General features: G+C 67.6%; 15 protein-coding genes. 8 read left to right on the top strand and 7 right to left on the bottom strand.

Translation table 11 applies throughout. The features are described from left to right. Positions 1–12: 12 nt before the first annotated feature. The 3 genes from G3I17_RS19705 to G3I17_RS19695 form a co-directional block, all read right to left on the bottom strand. Complete coding sequence (locus G3I17_RS19705) at positions 13–1,305, bottom strand: MFS transporter (protein ID WP_164598311.1); 1,293 nt, start codon at positions 1,303–1,305, stop codon at positions 13–15. Between the two features lie 241 nt (positions 1,306–1,546). Continuing rightward, a complete protein-coding gene (locus tag G3I17_RS19700) occupies positions 1,547–1,765 on the bottom strand; it encodes a hypothetical protein (protein WP_203590467.1) in 219 nt (72 codons plus the stop codon). A 52-nt stretch (positions 1,766–1,817) separates the two neighbouring features. Then, the gene (locus tag G3I17_RS19695) at positions 1,818–2,432 is read right to left on the bottom strand and encodes a TetR/AcrR family transcriptional regulator (RefSeq protein WP_164598307.1); all 615 of its coding nucleotides are present in this window, start codon (positions 2,430–2,432) and stop codon (positions 1,818–1,820) included. Between the two features lie 113 nt (positions 2,433–2,545). Here G3I17_RS19695 and G3I17_RS19690 point away from each other — a divergent pair, with 113 nt between their 5' ends. The 4 genes from G3I17_RS19690 to G3I17_RS19675 all read left to right on the top strand — a co-directional run bounded on the left by G3I17_RS19690 (position 2,546) and on the right by G3I17_RS19675 (position 6,937). Further along, complete coding sequence (locus tag G3I17_RS19690; RefSeq protein WP_164598305.1) at positions 2,546–3,562, top strand: hypothetical protein; 1,017 nt, start codon at positions 2,546–2,548, stop codon at positions 3,560–3,562. Positions 3,563–3,742: 180 nt separating this feature from the next. Then, the gene (locus G3I17_RS19685) at positions 3,743–5,137 is read left to right on the top strand and encodes an extracellular solute-binding protein (RefSeq protein ID WP_239062699.1); all 1,395 of its coding nucleotides are present in this window, start codon (positions 3,743–3,745) and stop codon (positions 5,135–5,137) included. A gap of 130 nt (positions 5,138–5,267) precedes the next feature. Further along, complete coding sequence (locus tag G3I17_RS19680) at positions 5,268–6,113, top strand: sugar ABC transporter permease (protein ID WP_164598550.1); 846 nt, start codon at positions 5,268–5,270, stop codon at positions 6,111–6,113. Then, positions 6,110–6,937, top strand: a complete 828-nt coding sequence (locus G3I17_RS19675) for a carbohydrate ABC transporter permease (protein WP_164598301.1) — start codon at positions 6,110–6,112, stop codon at positions 6,935–6,937. The genes G3I17_RS19680 and G3I17_RS19675 overlap by 4 nt, the downstream gene beginning before the upstream one ends. Here the strand turns inward: G3I17_RS19675 and G3I17_RS19670 are convergent. Continuing rightward, positions 6,934–7,566, bottom strand: coding sequence for a hypothetical protein (locus tag G3I17_RS19670; RefSeq protein ID WP_164598299.1), 633 nt, complete (start codon positions 7,564–7,566; stop codon positions 6,934–6,936). The two genes, G3I17_RS19675 and G3I17_RS19670, sit on opposite strands and share 4 nt — an antisense overlap. 29 nt (positions 7,567–7,595) lie before the next feature. On the opposite strand from G3I17_RS19670, the gene G3I17_RS19665 reads away from it, so the two are divergent. The 3 genes from G3I17_RS19665 (at position 7,596) to G3I17_RS19655 (ending at position 12,197) form a co-directional block, all read left to right on the top strand. Further along, positions 7,596–8,930, top strand: a complete 1,335-nt coding sequence (locus tag G3I17_RS19665) for a pitrilysin family protein (RefSeq protein WP_164598298.1) — start codon at positions 7,596–7,598, stop codon at positions 8,928–8,930. Further along, complete coding sequence (locus G3I17_RS19660) at positions 8,927–10,279, top strand: pitrilysin family protein (RefSeq protein WP_164598296.1); 1,353 nt, start codon at positions 8,927–8,929, stop codon at positions 10,277–10,279. Before G3I17_RS19665 ends, G3I17_RS19660 begins: the two co-directional genes overlap by 4 nt. Before the next feature lie 205 nt (positions 10,280–10,484). Further along, the gene (locus G3I17_RS19655; RefSeq protein WP_203590466.1) at positions 10,485–12,197 is read left to right on the top strand and encodes a S8 family serine peptidase; all 1,713 of its coding nucleotides are present in this window, start codon (positions 10,485–10,487) and stop codon (positions 12,195–12,197) included. Positions 12,198–12,263: 66 nt separating this feature from the next. Here G3I17_RS19655 and G3I17_RS19650 read toward each other — a convergent pair whose 3' ends face one another. Beyond that, positions 12,264–13,157 (bottom strand): DUF4190 domain-containing protein, encoded by an 894-nt coding sequence (locus tag G3I17_RS19650; protein WP_164598292.1) that lies wholly within the window; start codon positions 13,155–13,157, stop codon positions 12,264–12,266. A 40-nt stretch (positions 13,158–13,197) separates the two neighbouring features. Next, on the bottom strand, positions 13,198–13,626 hold the full coding sequence (locus G3I17_RS19645) for a CBS domain-containing protein (RefSeq protein ID WP_164598290.1): 429 nt from the start codon (positions 13,624–13,626) through the stop codon (positions 13,198–13,200). Positions 13,627–13,773: 147 nt separating this feature from the next. Between G3I17_RS19645 and G3I17_RS19640 the strand changes: the two genes are divergently transcribed. Beyond that, positions 13,774–15,000, top strand: a complete 1,227-nt coding sequence (locus G3I17_RS19640) for an MFS transporter (protein WP_164598288.1) — start codon at positions 13,774–13,776, stop codon at positions 14,998–15,000. On the opposite strand, the gene G3I17_RS19635 is transcribed toward G3I17_RS19640, so the two are convergent. Continuing rightward, positions 14,990–15,814: an SAM-dependent methyltransferase gene (locus G3I17_RS19635; protein WP_164598546.1), complete on the bottom strand. Its 825-nt coding sequence runs from the start codon at positions 15,812–15,814 to the stop codon at positions 14,990–14,992. The two genes, G3I17_RS19640 and G3I17_RS19635, sit on opposite strands and share 11 nt — an antisense overlap. Between the last annotated feature and the right edge of the window lie 102 nt (positions 15,815–15,916).

Genomic DNA, 15,916 nt, shown 5'->3' with positions numbered 1-15,916 from the left:
GCTTGGCTGGTCCTAGATCTGGTTGGCGCTGCCGATCGACAGCACGCTGGCTCCGGCGATCACACCTCCTGTCGCGAGGACGAGGACGAGTCCGGTGGACGTTCCGAGCTGACCACCCAGTACGCCGGCCGCGAGGCCGCCCGTGATCGCACCGAGCGGAACCGTGGATGACGTGACGGTGCGGGCGGTCGCGTGCACGGTGCTCTGAAGGGCGACCGGGGTCACGTCTTGGCGGACGCTGGTGGTGAGCACGTTCCAGACCGGCGACCAGATCGACGCGCAGATCCGGATCACGACCAGGACGATGACGGGCGCGAACAACAGGCAGAGTGGGATCGCCAGCCAGAACGCGCCTTCCAGGCCGGTCAGGAGCAGGGTCCGGTGGAGGCCGAGCTTGGCAACCAAACGGTTGGCCGCAAACGCGCCGAGTAAGCCGCCGATCGAGCCGGCGGCGATCAGCAGACCGCCTTGCAGGCTGGACAGTCCGAGCACCCGGTAGGCGAACAGCAGCAGGACCGCGTCGACCATCCCGGTCCCGAAACTGCGGACGGCCGCACCGATGACCAAGGGTTTCAACACCGGATGATCCAAGACGAAGCGCAACCCGCCAACGATCCGCCGGACCATCGGCTCAGGGGAAGCGGCGAGGGCGGGCCGGACATTGTTGTGGTCGCCTTGGGCGGTTCCGGCGAGGGACGGCGGGGCGAGCGGGGGCGGCTCGATTGTTCGGATGCGGGTCCTGGCGAAGGCTGATGCCAGGAAGGGGAGGGCGCTGAGGAGCAGGCCGTAGTACGGGCCGGTGGTTTTCAGGGCCAGGCCGGCTAGGGCGGGGCCGATGAGTTTGGAGAGGCTGTCGGAGCTTTGGAGGTTGGCGTTGGCGGCTACCAGGCCGCCTGGTGGGACTACGACCGGGAGGTAGGACTGGCCGGCGATGTCGACGAAGACGGTGGCGATGCCGGCTGCGGCTACGACGATCAGGAGTTGGGGGATGGTGACCCAGCCGCCCAGGGCGGCCAGGGGGACGGTGGCGAAGACGGCGAAGCGCATCAGTTCGCCGGTGATCATCACCTTGCGGCGGGGGATGTGGACGAGCGCGGCGCCGGCCACCAGGCCAAGGGTCGGGTAGGCCAGCCAGCCGATCGCCGAGAGCACACCGACCTCGGCGCTGCTCGCGTTCAGGGTCAGGATGGCGATACTCGGCACGGCGAAACCGGTCAGCCGGTCGCCGACGAAACTCGCCGTCTGGCTCCGCCAGTACCAGTTGAAGTCCGTTCTGGGCAGAGCTGTTCCCACGGATGTACGCACCGCACCTCCGACTCCCCAGCGCCGATGTGTGCCTTGCAAACCCGCTTAGTTCAAGCTCTGAAATAAGCGGCTCGGCACAACCTAACCGGGTAAGTCGCGAGTCTCAAGCCCTCCGTCACATCCCGATCGCACACGGTCGCGAAGTCATACAACCCTTCACCTTCTGCGAAGCAGGGATGAGATGCAGTTGCGAAGCAGGGATCAGATGCAGTTGGGGCCAGAGATCGGGTGCTGCTGCGGATCAGAGATCTTCGGGTGATCCGATCGGCTTCTTGCGCTCCTGCTGCAGCTGGATCTCGATCTGCGATTCAGCCGCCGTCGGCAACCACATCTGCTCGAACGGACCCATCATCGAGGCGCCGATCCCGCGCCGGCGCGACCGTGCCGCGGCCCACGCGAGCAGCCCGAGAAAGCCGAACACCACGGCCAGGCTGACGAGCAGGATCCAGATACCGTCCATCGATCGCACCTCCACCAGAAGGACGACGGTAGGCAGGCGTTTGTTCCCCGGCCTAGACCGGTTTGGGTGCCGGCCTGTTCATCAAGGCAGACAGCCCGGCCGTATAGCCCTCCGGTGTCACGTCCCCGAGCAGCAGTCGTTGCAGCACGAATCCGGGGATCATCCCGAAGAGCACCTGGGCGATCAGCTCGGGATCGGCGTCCGGATCGACCGTGCCGTCCGCCTGTGCCCGTCGGGCGACAGCGGCGAAGTGTGACCGCAGCATCCGGTACTTCGAAGAGGCCGTCGCCATGATGGCGTCGTTGTGCAGCGCCTCGGCCCAGGCCTGGATGGCGACCCGGGTCAGGTCGTCGTGTGGCAGGTCGGCGATCTGGAGGATGTGGTCCAGGGTCGCCCGGAGGGCCGCTGCCGGCGTGAGCGGCGCCTCGGTCGCCAAGATGCCCTCGAAGAGCTCGTCGATCGTGCTCAGTGCGTCGTCCGCGATCGCGGCGACGATCTCGTCCTTGCTCCTGAAGTAGCCGTAGACCGCGCCGGCCGACAGGCCGGCCTCGCGGATCACGTCCGCCATCGTCGTCTTGTGGAAGCCCTGTTCGATGACGCACTTGCGCGCGGCCAGGATGATCTCGCGGCGGCGGTTCGCGCGATGTTCCTCGGTGACCTTGGGCATACCGCAGAACATAAAACGAATGCCCGTTCTTGACAACTTCGGCCTCCTGGCGTCAGGCTCGGAGTCGATAAAGAACGATCATTCGGTTTTCTGTCGCGAGGAGCTGACCAGAGATGTCCACGGACCAAGCCGCTGCCGAGGAGCGCCGCCGTCCCCCGGTCGCGGTCGTCGTCGTTCTGCTGACCGCAGTACTGACCGTCCTGCTGATCGCGTTCGCCTGGCCGGCCGCGCGCTCGGCGCCGCGTGACGTCCCGCTCGCCGTCGCCGGCCCGGCCCAGGCGGTTGCGCAGGTGCAGAGCAGTCTCGAGAAGGCGATGCCCGGTGGGTTCGAGATCACCGCGGTCTCCGACCGGGCCGCGGCGGTCAAGGCGATCGAGGACCGGGACGTGTACGGCGCGATCGTGCTCGACCCGCAGGCGCCCGAGGTCCTGACCGCCTCGGCAGGCGGCCCGGCGGTCTCGCAGATCCTGACTCAACTGTCGGGCAAACTCGCGGCCGAGAACCCAGGTGCGCAGGTGAAGGTGACGGACGTGGTTCCGCTGCCGGCGGACGACCCGCGAGGTGCAGGCTTGGCCGGGGGTGCATTGCCGCTGGTCCTCGGCGGCATCCTCGCCGCTGCCCTGCTGACCCAGTTGGTGAAGGGCGGCGCCCGCCGGATGGCCGGTGCGATCACGTTCGCGGTGACCGGTGCGCTGGCGCTTGCCGCGGTCCTGCAGTTCTGGTTCGGCTCGCTGGAGGGCAACTACTTCGCCAATGCGAGCGTGATCGGGCTGTCGATCGCTGCGATCTCCCTGACCCTGCTGGGGCTGGAGTGGTTGCTCGGAACCGTCGGCCTCGGTCTGGGGTCGGCCGTGATGATGCTGCTCGGCAACCCGCTGTCCGGGATGACCAGCGCGCCGGAGATGCTGCCAAGCGGCTGGGGCGCGCTCGGCCAACTGCTGCCGCCCGGAGCGGCCGGTACTGCGCTGCGCTCGGTCAGCTTCTTCGACGGCGCGGGCGCCGGCCGGCCCTTCCTGGTGCTGGGTTGCTGGATCGCGCTGGGGGTCGTGCTCTGTGGGCTGGGCGCGATGCGGAGTCGCGGCCGGAGCGTCGTACAGGCTCGTCCGGAGGCGTCGCCGGTTACCGTTTGACAGATGACGGCGCGGTGACCGGATCGTTACGACCCGGTCACCGCGCAACGGCGTCACGGCGAGGACAACGTTGTCTCTCAACCATTGACTTCACTGGTCTGGGACTCCTACGGTCACGGAAAGCCCAGGGGGTTTGAGCGGTGGTACCGGGATGACAACGATTGCCCGAAGGTGGACGTGATGGCCATGAAGAACGGTTTCAAGACTGCAGGTGTGCTTGCCGTCGGCGCGCTCTTGCTGGGGGTGTCGGCCTGTAGCCAGGGCTCGACCACCAAAACGCCGGACGCCGGCTCCGGCCAGAGCGCCGGCCCGGCGAACATCAAGATCGCCTACCAGCAGTGGGGCCCCGGCACGGTGATGAAGAACTTCCTCACCGGTGCGAAGGCCGAGTACGAGGCGGCCAACCCCGGCTCGAAGGTCGAGATCCTCCCCATCGTGGCGAGTGAGAACGACTACTACACGAAGCTCCAGTTGATGATGCGCTCGCCGAACACGGCGCCGGACATCGTCTACGAGGACACCTTCCTGATCAACTCCGACATCACCGCGGGGTACCTCAAGCCGCTCGACGACTACATCAAGGGCTGGGCGGACTGGAATCAGTTCGAGGAGACCGCCAAGGGTGCAGCGAAGGGCCAGGACGGCAAGACGTACGGCATTCCGGACGGCACGGACACCCGCGCACTCTGGTACAACAAGACGCTCTTCAAGCAGGCCGGACTGCCGGAGGACTGGCAGCCGAAGACCTGGGACGACGTCCTGACCACCGCGCGGACGCTGAAGCAGAAGCTCCCCGGTGTGACCCCGCTGAACGTCTACTCGGGCAAGCCGATGGGTGAAGCCTCGGCCATGCAGGGTTTCGAGATGCTGCTCTACGGCACCAAGGACCCGCTGTACAACTTCGACCAGCAGAAGTGGGTCGTCGGCAGCCAGGGCTTCAAGGACTCGCTGAACTTCATCAAGACCATCTTCACCGAGGGCCTGGCCCCGTCGCCGAAGCAGGCGCTCGACCCGAACATGGGCAGCAAGGTCGGCACCGAACTGCTCCCGGGCAACAAGCTGGCGATCGCGCTGGACGGTTCGTGGGTCTACAGCAACTGGCTGAAGACCGGCGCGAAGCCGTGGCCGCAGTGGACCGATGTGATGGGCCAGGCCGCGATGCCGACCCAGGACGGCAGCGGTAAGGGCAAGGTCAGCCTCTCCGGTGGCTGGACCTGGGCCATCCCGGCCAAGTCGAAGGCGCCGGACGCGGCCTGGAAGTTCATCCAGTCGCTGCAGACGCAGAAGAATGCGACCAAGTACGCCACCGACGGTGCGCAGATCGCGGTCCGCAAGGACGTCGCCTCCGACGCCGGCTACAAGTCCTCGTCGAAGAGCACCCAGTTCTTCACCGACCTGGTCTCGGTCACCGTCTACCGCCCGGCGCTGCCGGAGTACCCGAAGGTCTCGAACGAGATCATCACCGCGATGGAGGCCGTGATGACCGGCCAGTCGTCGCCCGAGGAAGCTGCAAAGAACTACGACGAGGCGGTCGAAGGCATTGTCGGCAAGGACAAGACGACTGCCGGCAACTAAGCGCAGTGTCTGACTCATAGGCTTCGAAAGGGATTCCCCTGTGACGACATCTGCTCCCGCCGTGCCCGCTCCGACCGGCAGCAAGCCTGCCGGCCGGAGCGGGCCGCCGCGCGGCGCCAAGGCCGTGAAGATGTTGCCGTTGGCACCGGCCATCGGGCTGATGCTGGTCTTCCTGGCCGGCCCGATCCTGTACTGCGTCTACGCCGCGTTCACCAACATGGCGTTGACCGGTACCGGGGCCGCGAACGTGAAGTTCATCGGTCTGGACAACTTCCGCAAGGCCTTCGGCAGCCACGCCTTCACCAACTCCATCTGGCTGACCCTGGTGTTCACGCTGATCTCCGCGATCATCGGCCAGAACACCCTCGGCCTCGGGCTGGCGCTGCTGATGCGCCGGTCCACCAAGATCGTCCGTAGCTTCGTCGGTACCGCCGTGATCGGCGCGTGGGTGCTGCCCGAAGTGGTCGCGGCCTACCTGCTCAGCGCGTTCTTCAACACCGACGGCACGCTGAACGTGATCCTGCACAGGGTCGGGCTGCCCGGCCAGGACTGGTTGTACGCGGCACCGATCATCGCCGTGTCGATCGCGAACATCTGGCGTGGTACGGCGTTCTCGATGCTGGTCTACTCAGCGGCGCTGAGCGAAGTACCGAAGGAGATCGAGGAGTCGGCCGAGATGGACGGCGCCTCGGGTCTCAAGCGGCTGATCTTCGTCACGCTGCCGATGATCAGCCGGGCGATCATGACCAACCTGATGCTGATCACGCTGCAGACGCTGAGCGTCTTCGGCCTGATCTTCGCCATGACGCGGGGTGGTCCCGGTACGAAGAGCCAGACCCTGCCGCTGTACATGTACGAACAGGCATTCAGCTTCTCGCAGATCGGTTACGGCACCGCGATCGCACTGGTGATGCTGGCGATCGGCGCGGTCTTCTCGCTGATCTACCTACGTGGACTGAATGCGGAGGCAGCATGATCGCCCGGGATCGGGTCAGCAAGCTGACTGCGAACCTCGTCCTGCTCGGCCTCGGCGTGCTGTTCATCCTGCCGTTGCTCTGGGTGCTGTTCGCCTCGGTCAACCGGACGGCGGGGCTGCGGGTCGAGCTGCCGACCAGCCCGACCTTCGACAACTTCAAGGCGGTGCTGAACGTCACCACGACGTACCGGCCGGTCCTGAACGGGCTGGTGCTGTGCGGTGGGTCGGCGCTGCTGACGATGGTCTGCTCGGTGCTGGCGGCCTATCCGCTGTCCCGCTTCAAGACCAAGTTCAACCGGCCGTTCCTGCTGACCGTGCTGTTCTGTACCGGGCTGCCGATCACCGCGGTGATGGTGCCGGTCTACGGGCTGTTCGTGCAGCTCAACCTGATCGACACGCTCGGCGGCACGATCATGTTCATGGCGACCTCGTCGCTGCCGTTCGCGATCTGGCTGACCAAGACGTTCATGGACGGCGTGCCGATCTCCCTGGAGGAAGCGGCCTGGGTGGACGGCGCGAGCAACATGCAGGCGCTCCGCCGGATCGTCCTGCCGCTGATGTGGCCGGGGATCGCGGTGGTCGGGATCTTCACCTTCATCGGCATGTGGGGAAACTTCTTCGTCCCCTTCATGCTGCTGCTGTCACCTGAACGCCTGCCGGCCTCGGTGAGCATCTTCACCTTCTTCGGCCAGTACGGCGAACCGAACTACGGCCAGCTGGCGGCGTACTCGCTCATCTACACCATGCCCGTCCTCCTGCTCTACCTACTCCTGAGCAGGAAACTGGGCGGCGCCTTCGCCCTCGGCGGCGCTATCAAGGGCTAGCCGGTACCAGCCAACGACTCGCAGATCTCCCACGCCGCCTGGCGGAGGAGGTCTGCGCTGTCGTTGTCCAGGCCCTTGATCGGGATGGAGATGCCGGCGGGGTCTTCGTGGAGGAGGGTGATCATGAAGACGCAGGCGGTCAGGTAGGAGCCGGCGAGAGCTGGGTGGGAGTCGTCGGGGGCGTGCAGTGGTGGCGTCGGGTGGGTCGCTTGGAAGTGTTGCCAGATCAGGCCGGCGGGGATGAGGGTCGCGCCGAGCTCTGCCGCGATGGTGGCGTAGGCCGTGGTGAGTGGTTCCTGCGGCTGGTTCTTGCGGGACCAGGTCATGTACAGGGCGGTCTCGGCGCCGGCGGCAGAGATCGCGGTGTGGAAGTCGCGGATGTTCTCGTGCATGCGGGTCGGGTTCTTGGCCGGGAGGGTGCTCTGTTCCTGGAGTACCACGGTGTCGTAGTTGCCCGTGGCAATCTCGGTGAGGGCATTTCCAGCGTTCAGGTGCTGGCGCAGGGAGGCGCCGCCGGCGGAGATCAGTCGGTGCTCGACGGTGATGCCGCGCTCGGCGGCCAGACTCGCGATCAGCCCGGGCAGGTTGTTCCGGGCCGTGAAGCTGTTACCGATGAACAGGATCCGCATTGGTTCAGGGTGCCACGTAGGGTGGCTCTATGCCGCTGAACTATCCGCTTGCTGAGCAGACGTTGGACAACGGTCTGCGGGTCGTTGTCAGTTCTGACCGGAACGTGCCGATCGTGTCGGTGAACCTCTGGTATGACGTGGGGTCGCGGCATGAGCCGCCGGGGCTGACCGGGTTCGCGCACCTGTTCGAGCACCTGATGTTCCAGGGGTCGCGCAACGTGGAGTCGGGGCAGCACTTCTCGCTGCTGGAGAGCGTCGGGGCGAGTCTCAACGCGAGCACCTTCTTCGACCGGACGAACTACTTCGAGTCGCTGCCCAGCGGCGGTCTCGACCTCGCGCTCTGGCTCGAGGCGGACCGGATGGGCTACCTGCTCGACTCGGTCAACCAGGAGAACCTCGACAACCAGCGCGACGTGGTGAAGGAGGAGAAGCGGCAGAGCTACGACAACCGGCCGTACGGCGACTCGTACGAGCGGCTCGTCCGGCTGCTGTTCCCCGAGGGCCACCCGTACGCGCACATGACGATCGGCTCGATGGCCGACCTGGACGCGGCCGCGGTCGAGGACGTGCACGCCTTCTTCCGCAAGTACTACGGCCCGAACAACGCCGTCCTGACCATCGTCGGCGACGTCTCCGAGGAGGACGCGTTCGACGCGGCCAAGCGGTACTTCGGGCACCTGCAGGCGATCCCGACGCCGCCGCCCGCACCGGACGGCACGGTCGGCCCGCTCGACGGCGTGTTCCGCGACGATGTCGTCGACGACGTCCCGTCCGACCTGATCACGATGATGTTCCGGCTGCCGGTCGACGGTACGCCGGAGCTCGACGCCGCGGCGCTCGCGCTCGACGTACTGGCCGGTGGACAGAGCGGCCGGCTCAACCGGCGACTCGTCCGGGACGAGCAGATCGCGCAGTCGGTCTCGGGTGGCGCGCTGCCGCTGATCGGTGGCGTCTCGTTCGGCACGCTGACCGGGATCGCCTCCGAGAGCGTCGACCTGCAGCAGGTCGAGGACGCGCTCGTCGAGGAGATCGAGAAGCTCGCCAAGGACGGCGTCACCGCCGATGAGCTAGCGACCGTGCAGGCGCAGGCCGAGCGGGACTGGCTGGAGCAGCTCGCCACCTGTGGCGGCCGGGCCGACGAGATCTCGCACAACGCGCTGCTGTTCGGCGACCCGAACCGGATCAACACCAGGATCGACGAGATCCGCGCGGTGACGGCCGACGAGGTCCAGGCGGCGGCCAGCAAGTGGGTTCGCGCCGGTTCTCGCGCACAGATCACGTACCGGCGCCAGAAAGACGCCGAGGACCAGCAGACGAGCGGCCCAGCCGCCGACGCAGCAGACGCAGCAGGGGAGCAGGAATGAGCAGCCAGGCCTTGACCACACCGCCGGCAGTAGCACCGCCGCGGCCGTGGCGCTTCCCGGTCGCAACCAGTACTACGACCCGCTCCGGTACTCCGGTGCACGTGTTCGACCGCCCGGGGCAGTACGTCGCCACCGTGCGGGTGACCGTCGCCATGCCGCTGGCCATCGAGCCACGCGAGCTGGAGGGCGTCGCGACGATCATGTCGCGCACGCTCGACGAGGGCACCGAGCTCAAGTCGGCCAACGAGTTCGCCGCGGCGCTGGAGCGGCACGGCGCGGCGTACGGGGTGGATGTCAGCTCGGACGCGCTGCACGTCGAGATCTCGGTCCCGACCTCGCAGCTGGCGCCGGCCGTCAAGCTGCTGGCCGAGGCGATCACCCGGCCGGCCTTCAACCAGGCCGACGTCGGGCGGCACGTGACGATCCGGCTCGGCGAGATCAACCAGGAGCGCGCGAACGCGGGCTACCGTGCGCGCGAGGCGTTCGCGGCGAACCTGTTCGGTCCGTCGACGCGCAGGTCCCGCCCGACCGCCGGTACGCCGGACACGATCCGGCCGCTGACGAACGTCCAGGTGGCCGAGTTCTACCACGCGAACATCGGGCCGGCGCGGGCCGAGATCCTGTTCGCGGGTGACGCCACCGGGGTCGACGTGGCCGCGGTGATCGACGACGCGTTCGGCGACTGGACCGCCGACGCGGGTACTGCGATCGAGACGCCCGAGCCGCTCTACATCGCCGGTGACAAGCTGGTGCTTGTGGACCGGCCCGGCTCAGTTCAGAGCCAGTTGCTGATCGGCTGCCCGGGCCCGGACCGTCGTGAGGACATCTGGGGTGCGGCCGCGGTCGCCAACCACGTCGTCGGCGGCACCATCACCTCCCGCGTCGACACGGTGCTGCGCGAGGAGAAGGGCTACACCTACGGCACCCGTACCAGCTTCACCGCGCCGCGCAAGGGCGGCACCTTCAGCCTGGGCGGCGCCGTCCGTACCGAGGTGACCGGTGCGGCGATCGGTGACGCGCTGAAGATCCTGCTGGAGGCTCGCGACGGACTGACCGCGCGCGAGGTGCAGGAGGCACAGGACAGCCTGATCCGTACTGCGCCGCTGCGCTACGAGCAGGCCGACTCGGTCGCGCAGCAGGTCGGCAGCAACATCGCCGCCGGCGTACCGCTCGACTTCGCCGACACCTACCTCGCCCAGATCGCCGCGACCACCGCCGAGTCGGCGACCGAGGCCTACCGCCGGTACGTCGGAGCCAACGGGTTGCTGGTCGTTGTCGTCGGGGAGGCGAAGGAAGTCCGCTCCCAGCTCACCGGGCTGAAGATCGGCGACATCACCGAACTGAGCTGACCTCGCTGCCAGGGCAGGGGCTGAAACCGTTGCCCTGGCGGCGAATTTCGGCCTCGCGATCCCTCGTCGCCGGGTCTCCGCGCCGAGCTGATCCGGTCAGGTCAGTCGCTTGCTTGGCGATCCTGACAACGTCGGCCTCTCGCCGAACCCCGCCGGACCCGGTTAGCGTGTGCCGGGTCAGTCACTTCAGGGAGGGGATCCGCTCGTGAGAGACGTCCGCAGATCGTTGTATGCGGCCACTGGTGCCATGGCGCTACTGGCCGGTGCACTGGCAGTTCCGGCCACCGCCGGCGCCGGTACGACCGCGGTTGCCGGGGGCACCACGGAGTACTTGGTGCTGCTGGAGGCCGGGGCCAACCACGCCCAGGCGCTCGCCGCGGTACAGGCGGCCGGGGGGTCGCTGGTCAAGGAGAACACGAACCTGGGCACGATGACGGTGCAGGCCGCCGCGACCGGGTTCGTCAACAGGGTGGCCGCGTCGCCGGCCATCGAGGGCGCGGCGCACAGCCGGCCGATCGGTCAGTTGCCGCAGGCAAGGCCGAGCCTGGTCGAGCAGGAGCACCTGGGTGCCGTTGCCAAGGGCAAGAGCGTGGCGGGCAAGAAGGCGGCCAAGAACAAGACCGCCGACCCGCTCGACGCGCAGCTGTGGGGTCTGAAGATGATCCGCGCGGATCTGTCGCACGCCAAGCACCCCGGCAAGAAGGCCGTCAAGGTCGGCATCCTGGACTCCGGGATCGACGCCCGCAACCCCGACCTCGCGCCGAACTTCGACTGGAAGCTGTCCCGCAACTTCGTCACGGACATTCCGGAGATCGACGGCCCGTGTGAGTTCGCTGGTTGTGTCGACCCGGTCGGCTGGGATGACAGTGGGCACGGCACGCACGTGGCCGGCACCGTCGGTGCCGCGCTCAACGGCGTCGGTGTCTCCGGTGTCGCGCCGGGCGTGAGCCTGGTGGAGATCCGCGGTGGCCAGGACGGTGGCTTCCTCTTCCTCGGGCCGGTGGTGGATGCTCTCACCTACGCCGGTGACGTCGGGCTGGACGTGGTCAACATGTCCTTCTACGTCGACCCGTGGCTCTACAACTGCACGGCCAACCCGGCCGACAGCCCGGAGGCGCAGGCTGAGCAGCGCGTCATCATCAACACGATGTCCCGGGCGCTCAACTACGCGCACAAGAAGGGCGTGACGCTGGTCGGATCGCTCGGCAACAACCACGAGGACCTCGGCAAGCCGCGCACCGACATCTCCAGCCCGGACTTCGGCGACGTCGCGCCGTACCCGCGGCCGATCGACAACGCGACCTGCATCGACCTGCCGGTCGAGGGCCCGCACGTGATCGGCGTCTCCGCGCTCGGCCCGTCGAGCAAGAAGGCGGACTACTCCAACTACGGCACCGAGCAGATCGACGTGGCGGCACCGGGTGGCTGGTTCCGTGACGGCTTCGGTACGCCGCAGTACCGGACGAACGAGAACCTGATTCTGTCGACGTACCCCATCAACGTCCTGCAGGCCGATGGCCTGGTCGACGCCGCGGGTGCGATCACCGAGGCCGGCGTGGCCGGCGGAGTACAGAAGCAGTGCCCGGCAGGGGTCACGGACATCACCAAGTGTGGTTACTACAACTGGCTGCAGGGGACGTCGATGGCGTCACCGCACGTGACCGGGGTGGCCGCGCTGATCGTCAGCGAGTACGGCAAGAAGGGGTCGCACAACTCGTTCGGGCTGGCGCCGGACAAGGTGCGCAAGGTCCTGCTGGACAGCGCGCAGCAGCGTGTCTGCCCGACGCCTCGCCTGCAGACGTACGTGAACGAGGGTCGTTCCACCGAGTTCGACGCGCTCTGTGAGGGGCCGCGAAGCTTCAACGGGTTCTACGGCAAGGGCATCGTCGATGCCTACGCGGCGGTCACCCGGTACTGAACAGGTAGCTGAACAAACTGCGGGCCCGGCACATCGTGTGCCGGGCCCGCGGTTGTTCTGGAGCTTCTACCTGGGGACGATCAGGCAGGTGGTGCCGTGGTCACCCCGGGACCAGCCGTCCTCGGCCGGGTGCAGGAAGAAGACGACCGACGGCTTGTCGGCCTGCTGGTTCAAGGCATTGAACCGATCGGTGCAGCCCTTCTCCGCAGCAGCCTGTACCGCCGCGAGGCCGGGCCAGTTGCCGGCCGGGAGGTCGAAGACGGCGAACACCTTGCCACCGTTGGGCTGGTCGCACGGCTGGACCTTGATGTCCTTGACCTCCCCCGCCTGCAGGCTGGTCACGCAGTCGCCGACCCGGAGCTTGTCCGGGCGGGTGTTGACCGTCGTGGTCACCTGACCGGAGGCGTCCCGGGCGGGCTCGCCGGCATTGTTGGCGGCAAGGATGTAGACGACCAACCACAGCGCGGACAACACCAGACCGGCGATGGCCAGGCCTCTGCCGCGCTGATTCTGCTTGGGGATCTGGACGAGCGCGATGATGGACAAGACGACGCTGACCGGGACGATCGAGATCAGGCCGAAGATGAACCCGAGCACGGCGAGAACGCTCACCTTGCCCTTCGGCGGCAACTGGTTCCCACCCGGATAGGGATAGAAACCCTGCCCGGGCGGCGGCGGATAACCGCCCTGCCCAGGCGGTGGGTACGCACCCTGGCCAGGCGGCGGGTAACCACCCTGGCCAGGCGGTGGGTAGTGGCCGGGCGGCGGCGGGTAGCCGCCTTGCGGGGGAGCTCCACCGGCCGGTGGGTACCCCGGTGGTACGCCTTGGCCGGGCGCGGGCGGGGGATACCCGCCTTGTCCGGCGGGCGGGTATCCGGGCGCAGGCTGGCCCGGGCCCGGATAGCCGCCGCCGGCGGGCGGCGGCTGTTCCGGGTTCTGGTCGGGGGGTGTCGGCTCCATGGACGGAATGTAGACCCGGCCAGGAGCAAACGACCGTAGGTCAGCCCGAGATGTAGTTGGAAAGTTGCTCGCGCTCGAACTCGAGCTCGCCGATCCGGGTCTTGACGACGTCGCCGATGCTGACGATGCCGGTCAGTGCGCCGTCGACGACGACCGGGACGTGCCTGATCCGGCGGTCCGTCATCAGCCGCATCAGGTTGTCGACGAGGTCGTCGGGTCCGCAGGTGTGCACCTGCTCGGTCATGATCGCGCTGACCCGGACCTCGCCCGCGTCCGGCGTACCGTTCAGCAGCCGGACGACGTCGCGTTCGGAGACGATACCGGCCAGCGTGCTGCCGTCCGCGCTGACGACGAGCGCGCCGACGTTGTGCTCGGCCAGTAGCGCCAGGAGCTCGGTGACGGTGGCTTCTGGGGAGATGGTGACGACCTGGTTGCTGCCTTTACCGCGCAGTACGTCGTTGATCTTCACGGAGCCTCCTGGTGGTGGAGAAGAGTCCAATACCCAAAGGTAGCGAATGAAACCAGTGAACGGCAGGTCTGGCAGAATGCGGATGGTGACCGTAGCCTGTCCCGCCCGCTGCCGCCGCGGCTCCTCCTCGTCACGTCCGGTGACGGATTGAGCTGGCGCGAGGACCTCGCAGTACTGCGGCACCGCGACGTCCGGATCTTCGTCAGCGCCCGCTTCGTCTCGGTGCTGGGCTCCTCGATCGCCCCGATCGCGCTCGTTTTCGCGGTCCTGGACGTCTCCGACGCCGCGAGTGCCGTCGGCATCGTGGTGGCCGCCCGGAGCATCCCGAACGTCGTCTTCCTGCTGATCGGCGGCGTCATCTCCGACCGGCTGCCGCGCAAGCTGGTGATCATCGTCGCGAACACGGTCAGTGGCCTGACCCAGGCGCTCGCGGCGGTACTGGTGCTGTCCGGCCACGCGGAGATCTGGCAACTGGCCGCGATCGAGGCGGTGAACGGCATCGCCTCGGCGTTCGTGCTGCCGGCCATGGTCGGCATCCTGCCGTCGATCCTGGACCGCGACGAGTTGCCGCAGGCCAATGCGGTGTCCGGGTTCGCCCGGTCGATCGCGATGATCGGGGGCGGTGCCGTGGCCGGTGTGATCGTCGGCTTCGCCGGGCCCGGGATCGGGCTGGCCGTCGACGCGGTGACCTTCCTCCTGGGCGCGTTCCTGCTCACCCTGCTGAGGCTGCCGCCGATCGAGCGCTCGACCACGTCGGTGCTGCACGACCTGCGGGTGGGCTGGACCGAGTTCGCCTCCCGGCAGTGGGTCTGGACCGTGGTGGCGGCGTTCATGCTGCTCAACCTGATCTTCTCCGCGTGCTACCAGATCCTCGGCCCGGTGATCGCCGACGACACCTTCGGGCGGATCGGCTGGGGATTGGTGAGCGCGAGCTTCGGCGGCGGGCTGATCGTCGGCGGCATCGTGATGATCCGGCTCAAGCCGCGGTACCCGGTCCGGATCGGGATGTTCGGCATGTTGTCGATCGTGCCGATGTACCTGTGCCTCGCGCTGGCGCCGTACACGGCCGCGGTCGCCGGGGTCGCGTTCGTGGTCGGGATCGGGTTCGAGCTGTTCGGGATCGGCTGGGAGACCGCGCTCGGGCAGCACATCCCACTCGACAAGCTGTCGCGGGTCTCGTCGTACGACATGCTCGGGTCGTTCATCGCCGGGCCGATCGGCCAGCTGGCGGTCGGCTACCTGGCCGCCGTGACGAGTGTGAAGCTGGTCGAGCTGTACGGCGCCGGCGTGCACCTGGTGATCGTGGCGCTCACGTTGCTGGTGCCGTCGGTCTGGCGGCTGCAACGCGTCCAGACCGACTCGGTCAAGGCTTGACGGCCAGCGCGGTGGCGATCAGCCGGGACCAGTCGCTGAGGTCGTCGACGGGCTTGTCCGGGCGCCACTCGATCGACGCCACGATGCCCGGCTCGAGCACGGTCAGCCCGTCGCCGAACAGCCCGAGGATCTCCTCGTTGGTCCGCCACCGGCCGCGGCCGAGCGAGCCTTGCAGCACCGCTTGCATCTCGGCGCTGCGCGGGTCGTTCTCGCTGCGGAAGTGGCTGATGAAGAAGTAGCTGCCGGACGGCACCCGGTCGTACCAGAACTGCACGATGGCGGCCGGGTCCTCGTCGTCGTTGAGGTGGTGCAGCACCGCGCTGAGGATGACCGCGACGGGTTTGCCGAAGTCGATCATCGCCCTGGTCTCGGGGCTGTCGTAGATCGACTTGGGATCGCGCAGATCGGCCTGGAAGACCGCGGTGTTCTCGTTCTCGGCGAGCAGCGCGCGGCCGTGCGCGAGCACCACCGGGTCGTTGTCGACGTAGACGACCTTGGTCTCCGGCGCGTGCCGCTGGGCGACCTGGTGCACGTTGTCCGCCGTCGGCAATCCGCTGCCGAGGTCGAGGAACTGCCGCACCTTGGTGGTCCGGACGATCTCCCGGACCGCCCGGATCAGCGCGCCACGGTTGTCGAAGGCAATCGCCTGCGACCCCGGCAGGCCGGTGATGAACTTGTCCCCGAGGGCCCGGTCGACGGCGAAGTTGTCCTTGCCGCCGAGCAGGTAGTCGTAGGTCCGGGCGATACTCGGCTTGGTCGTGTCGACGCCGGGAATCACGACGCCCTCGCCGCCCTTGCCGCCTACTTCACCCATCGCAGCCTGCCCTTCCGGTACGCCTGGTCCGAACGCCACTACTTTAGGCGATCACCGGTACCACCGCCCGCTCCGGCTTGGCTGATCGCCGCTCGCTGAAGC

The organism is Streptomyces sp. SID13031 (genome assembly GCF_010548305.1).
Taxonomy (GTDB): domain Bacteria; phylum Actinomycetota; class Actinomycetes; order Propionibacteriales; family Kribbellaceae; genus Kribbella.
Note: the sequence above shows the minus strand (reverse complement) of the source record. Positions and strands in the feature narration are given on the sequence as shown.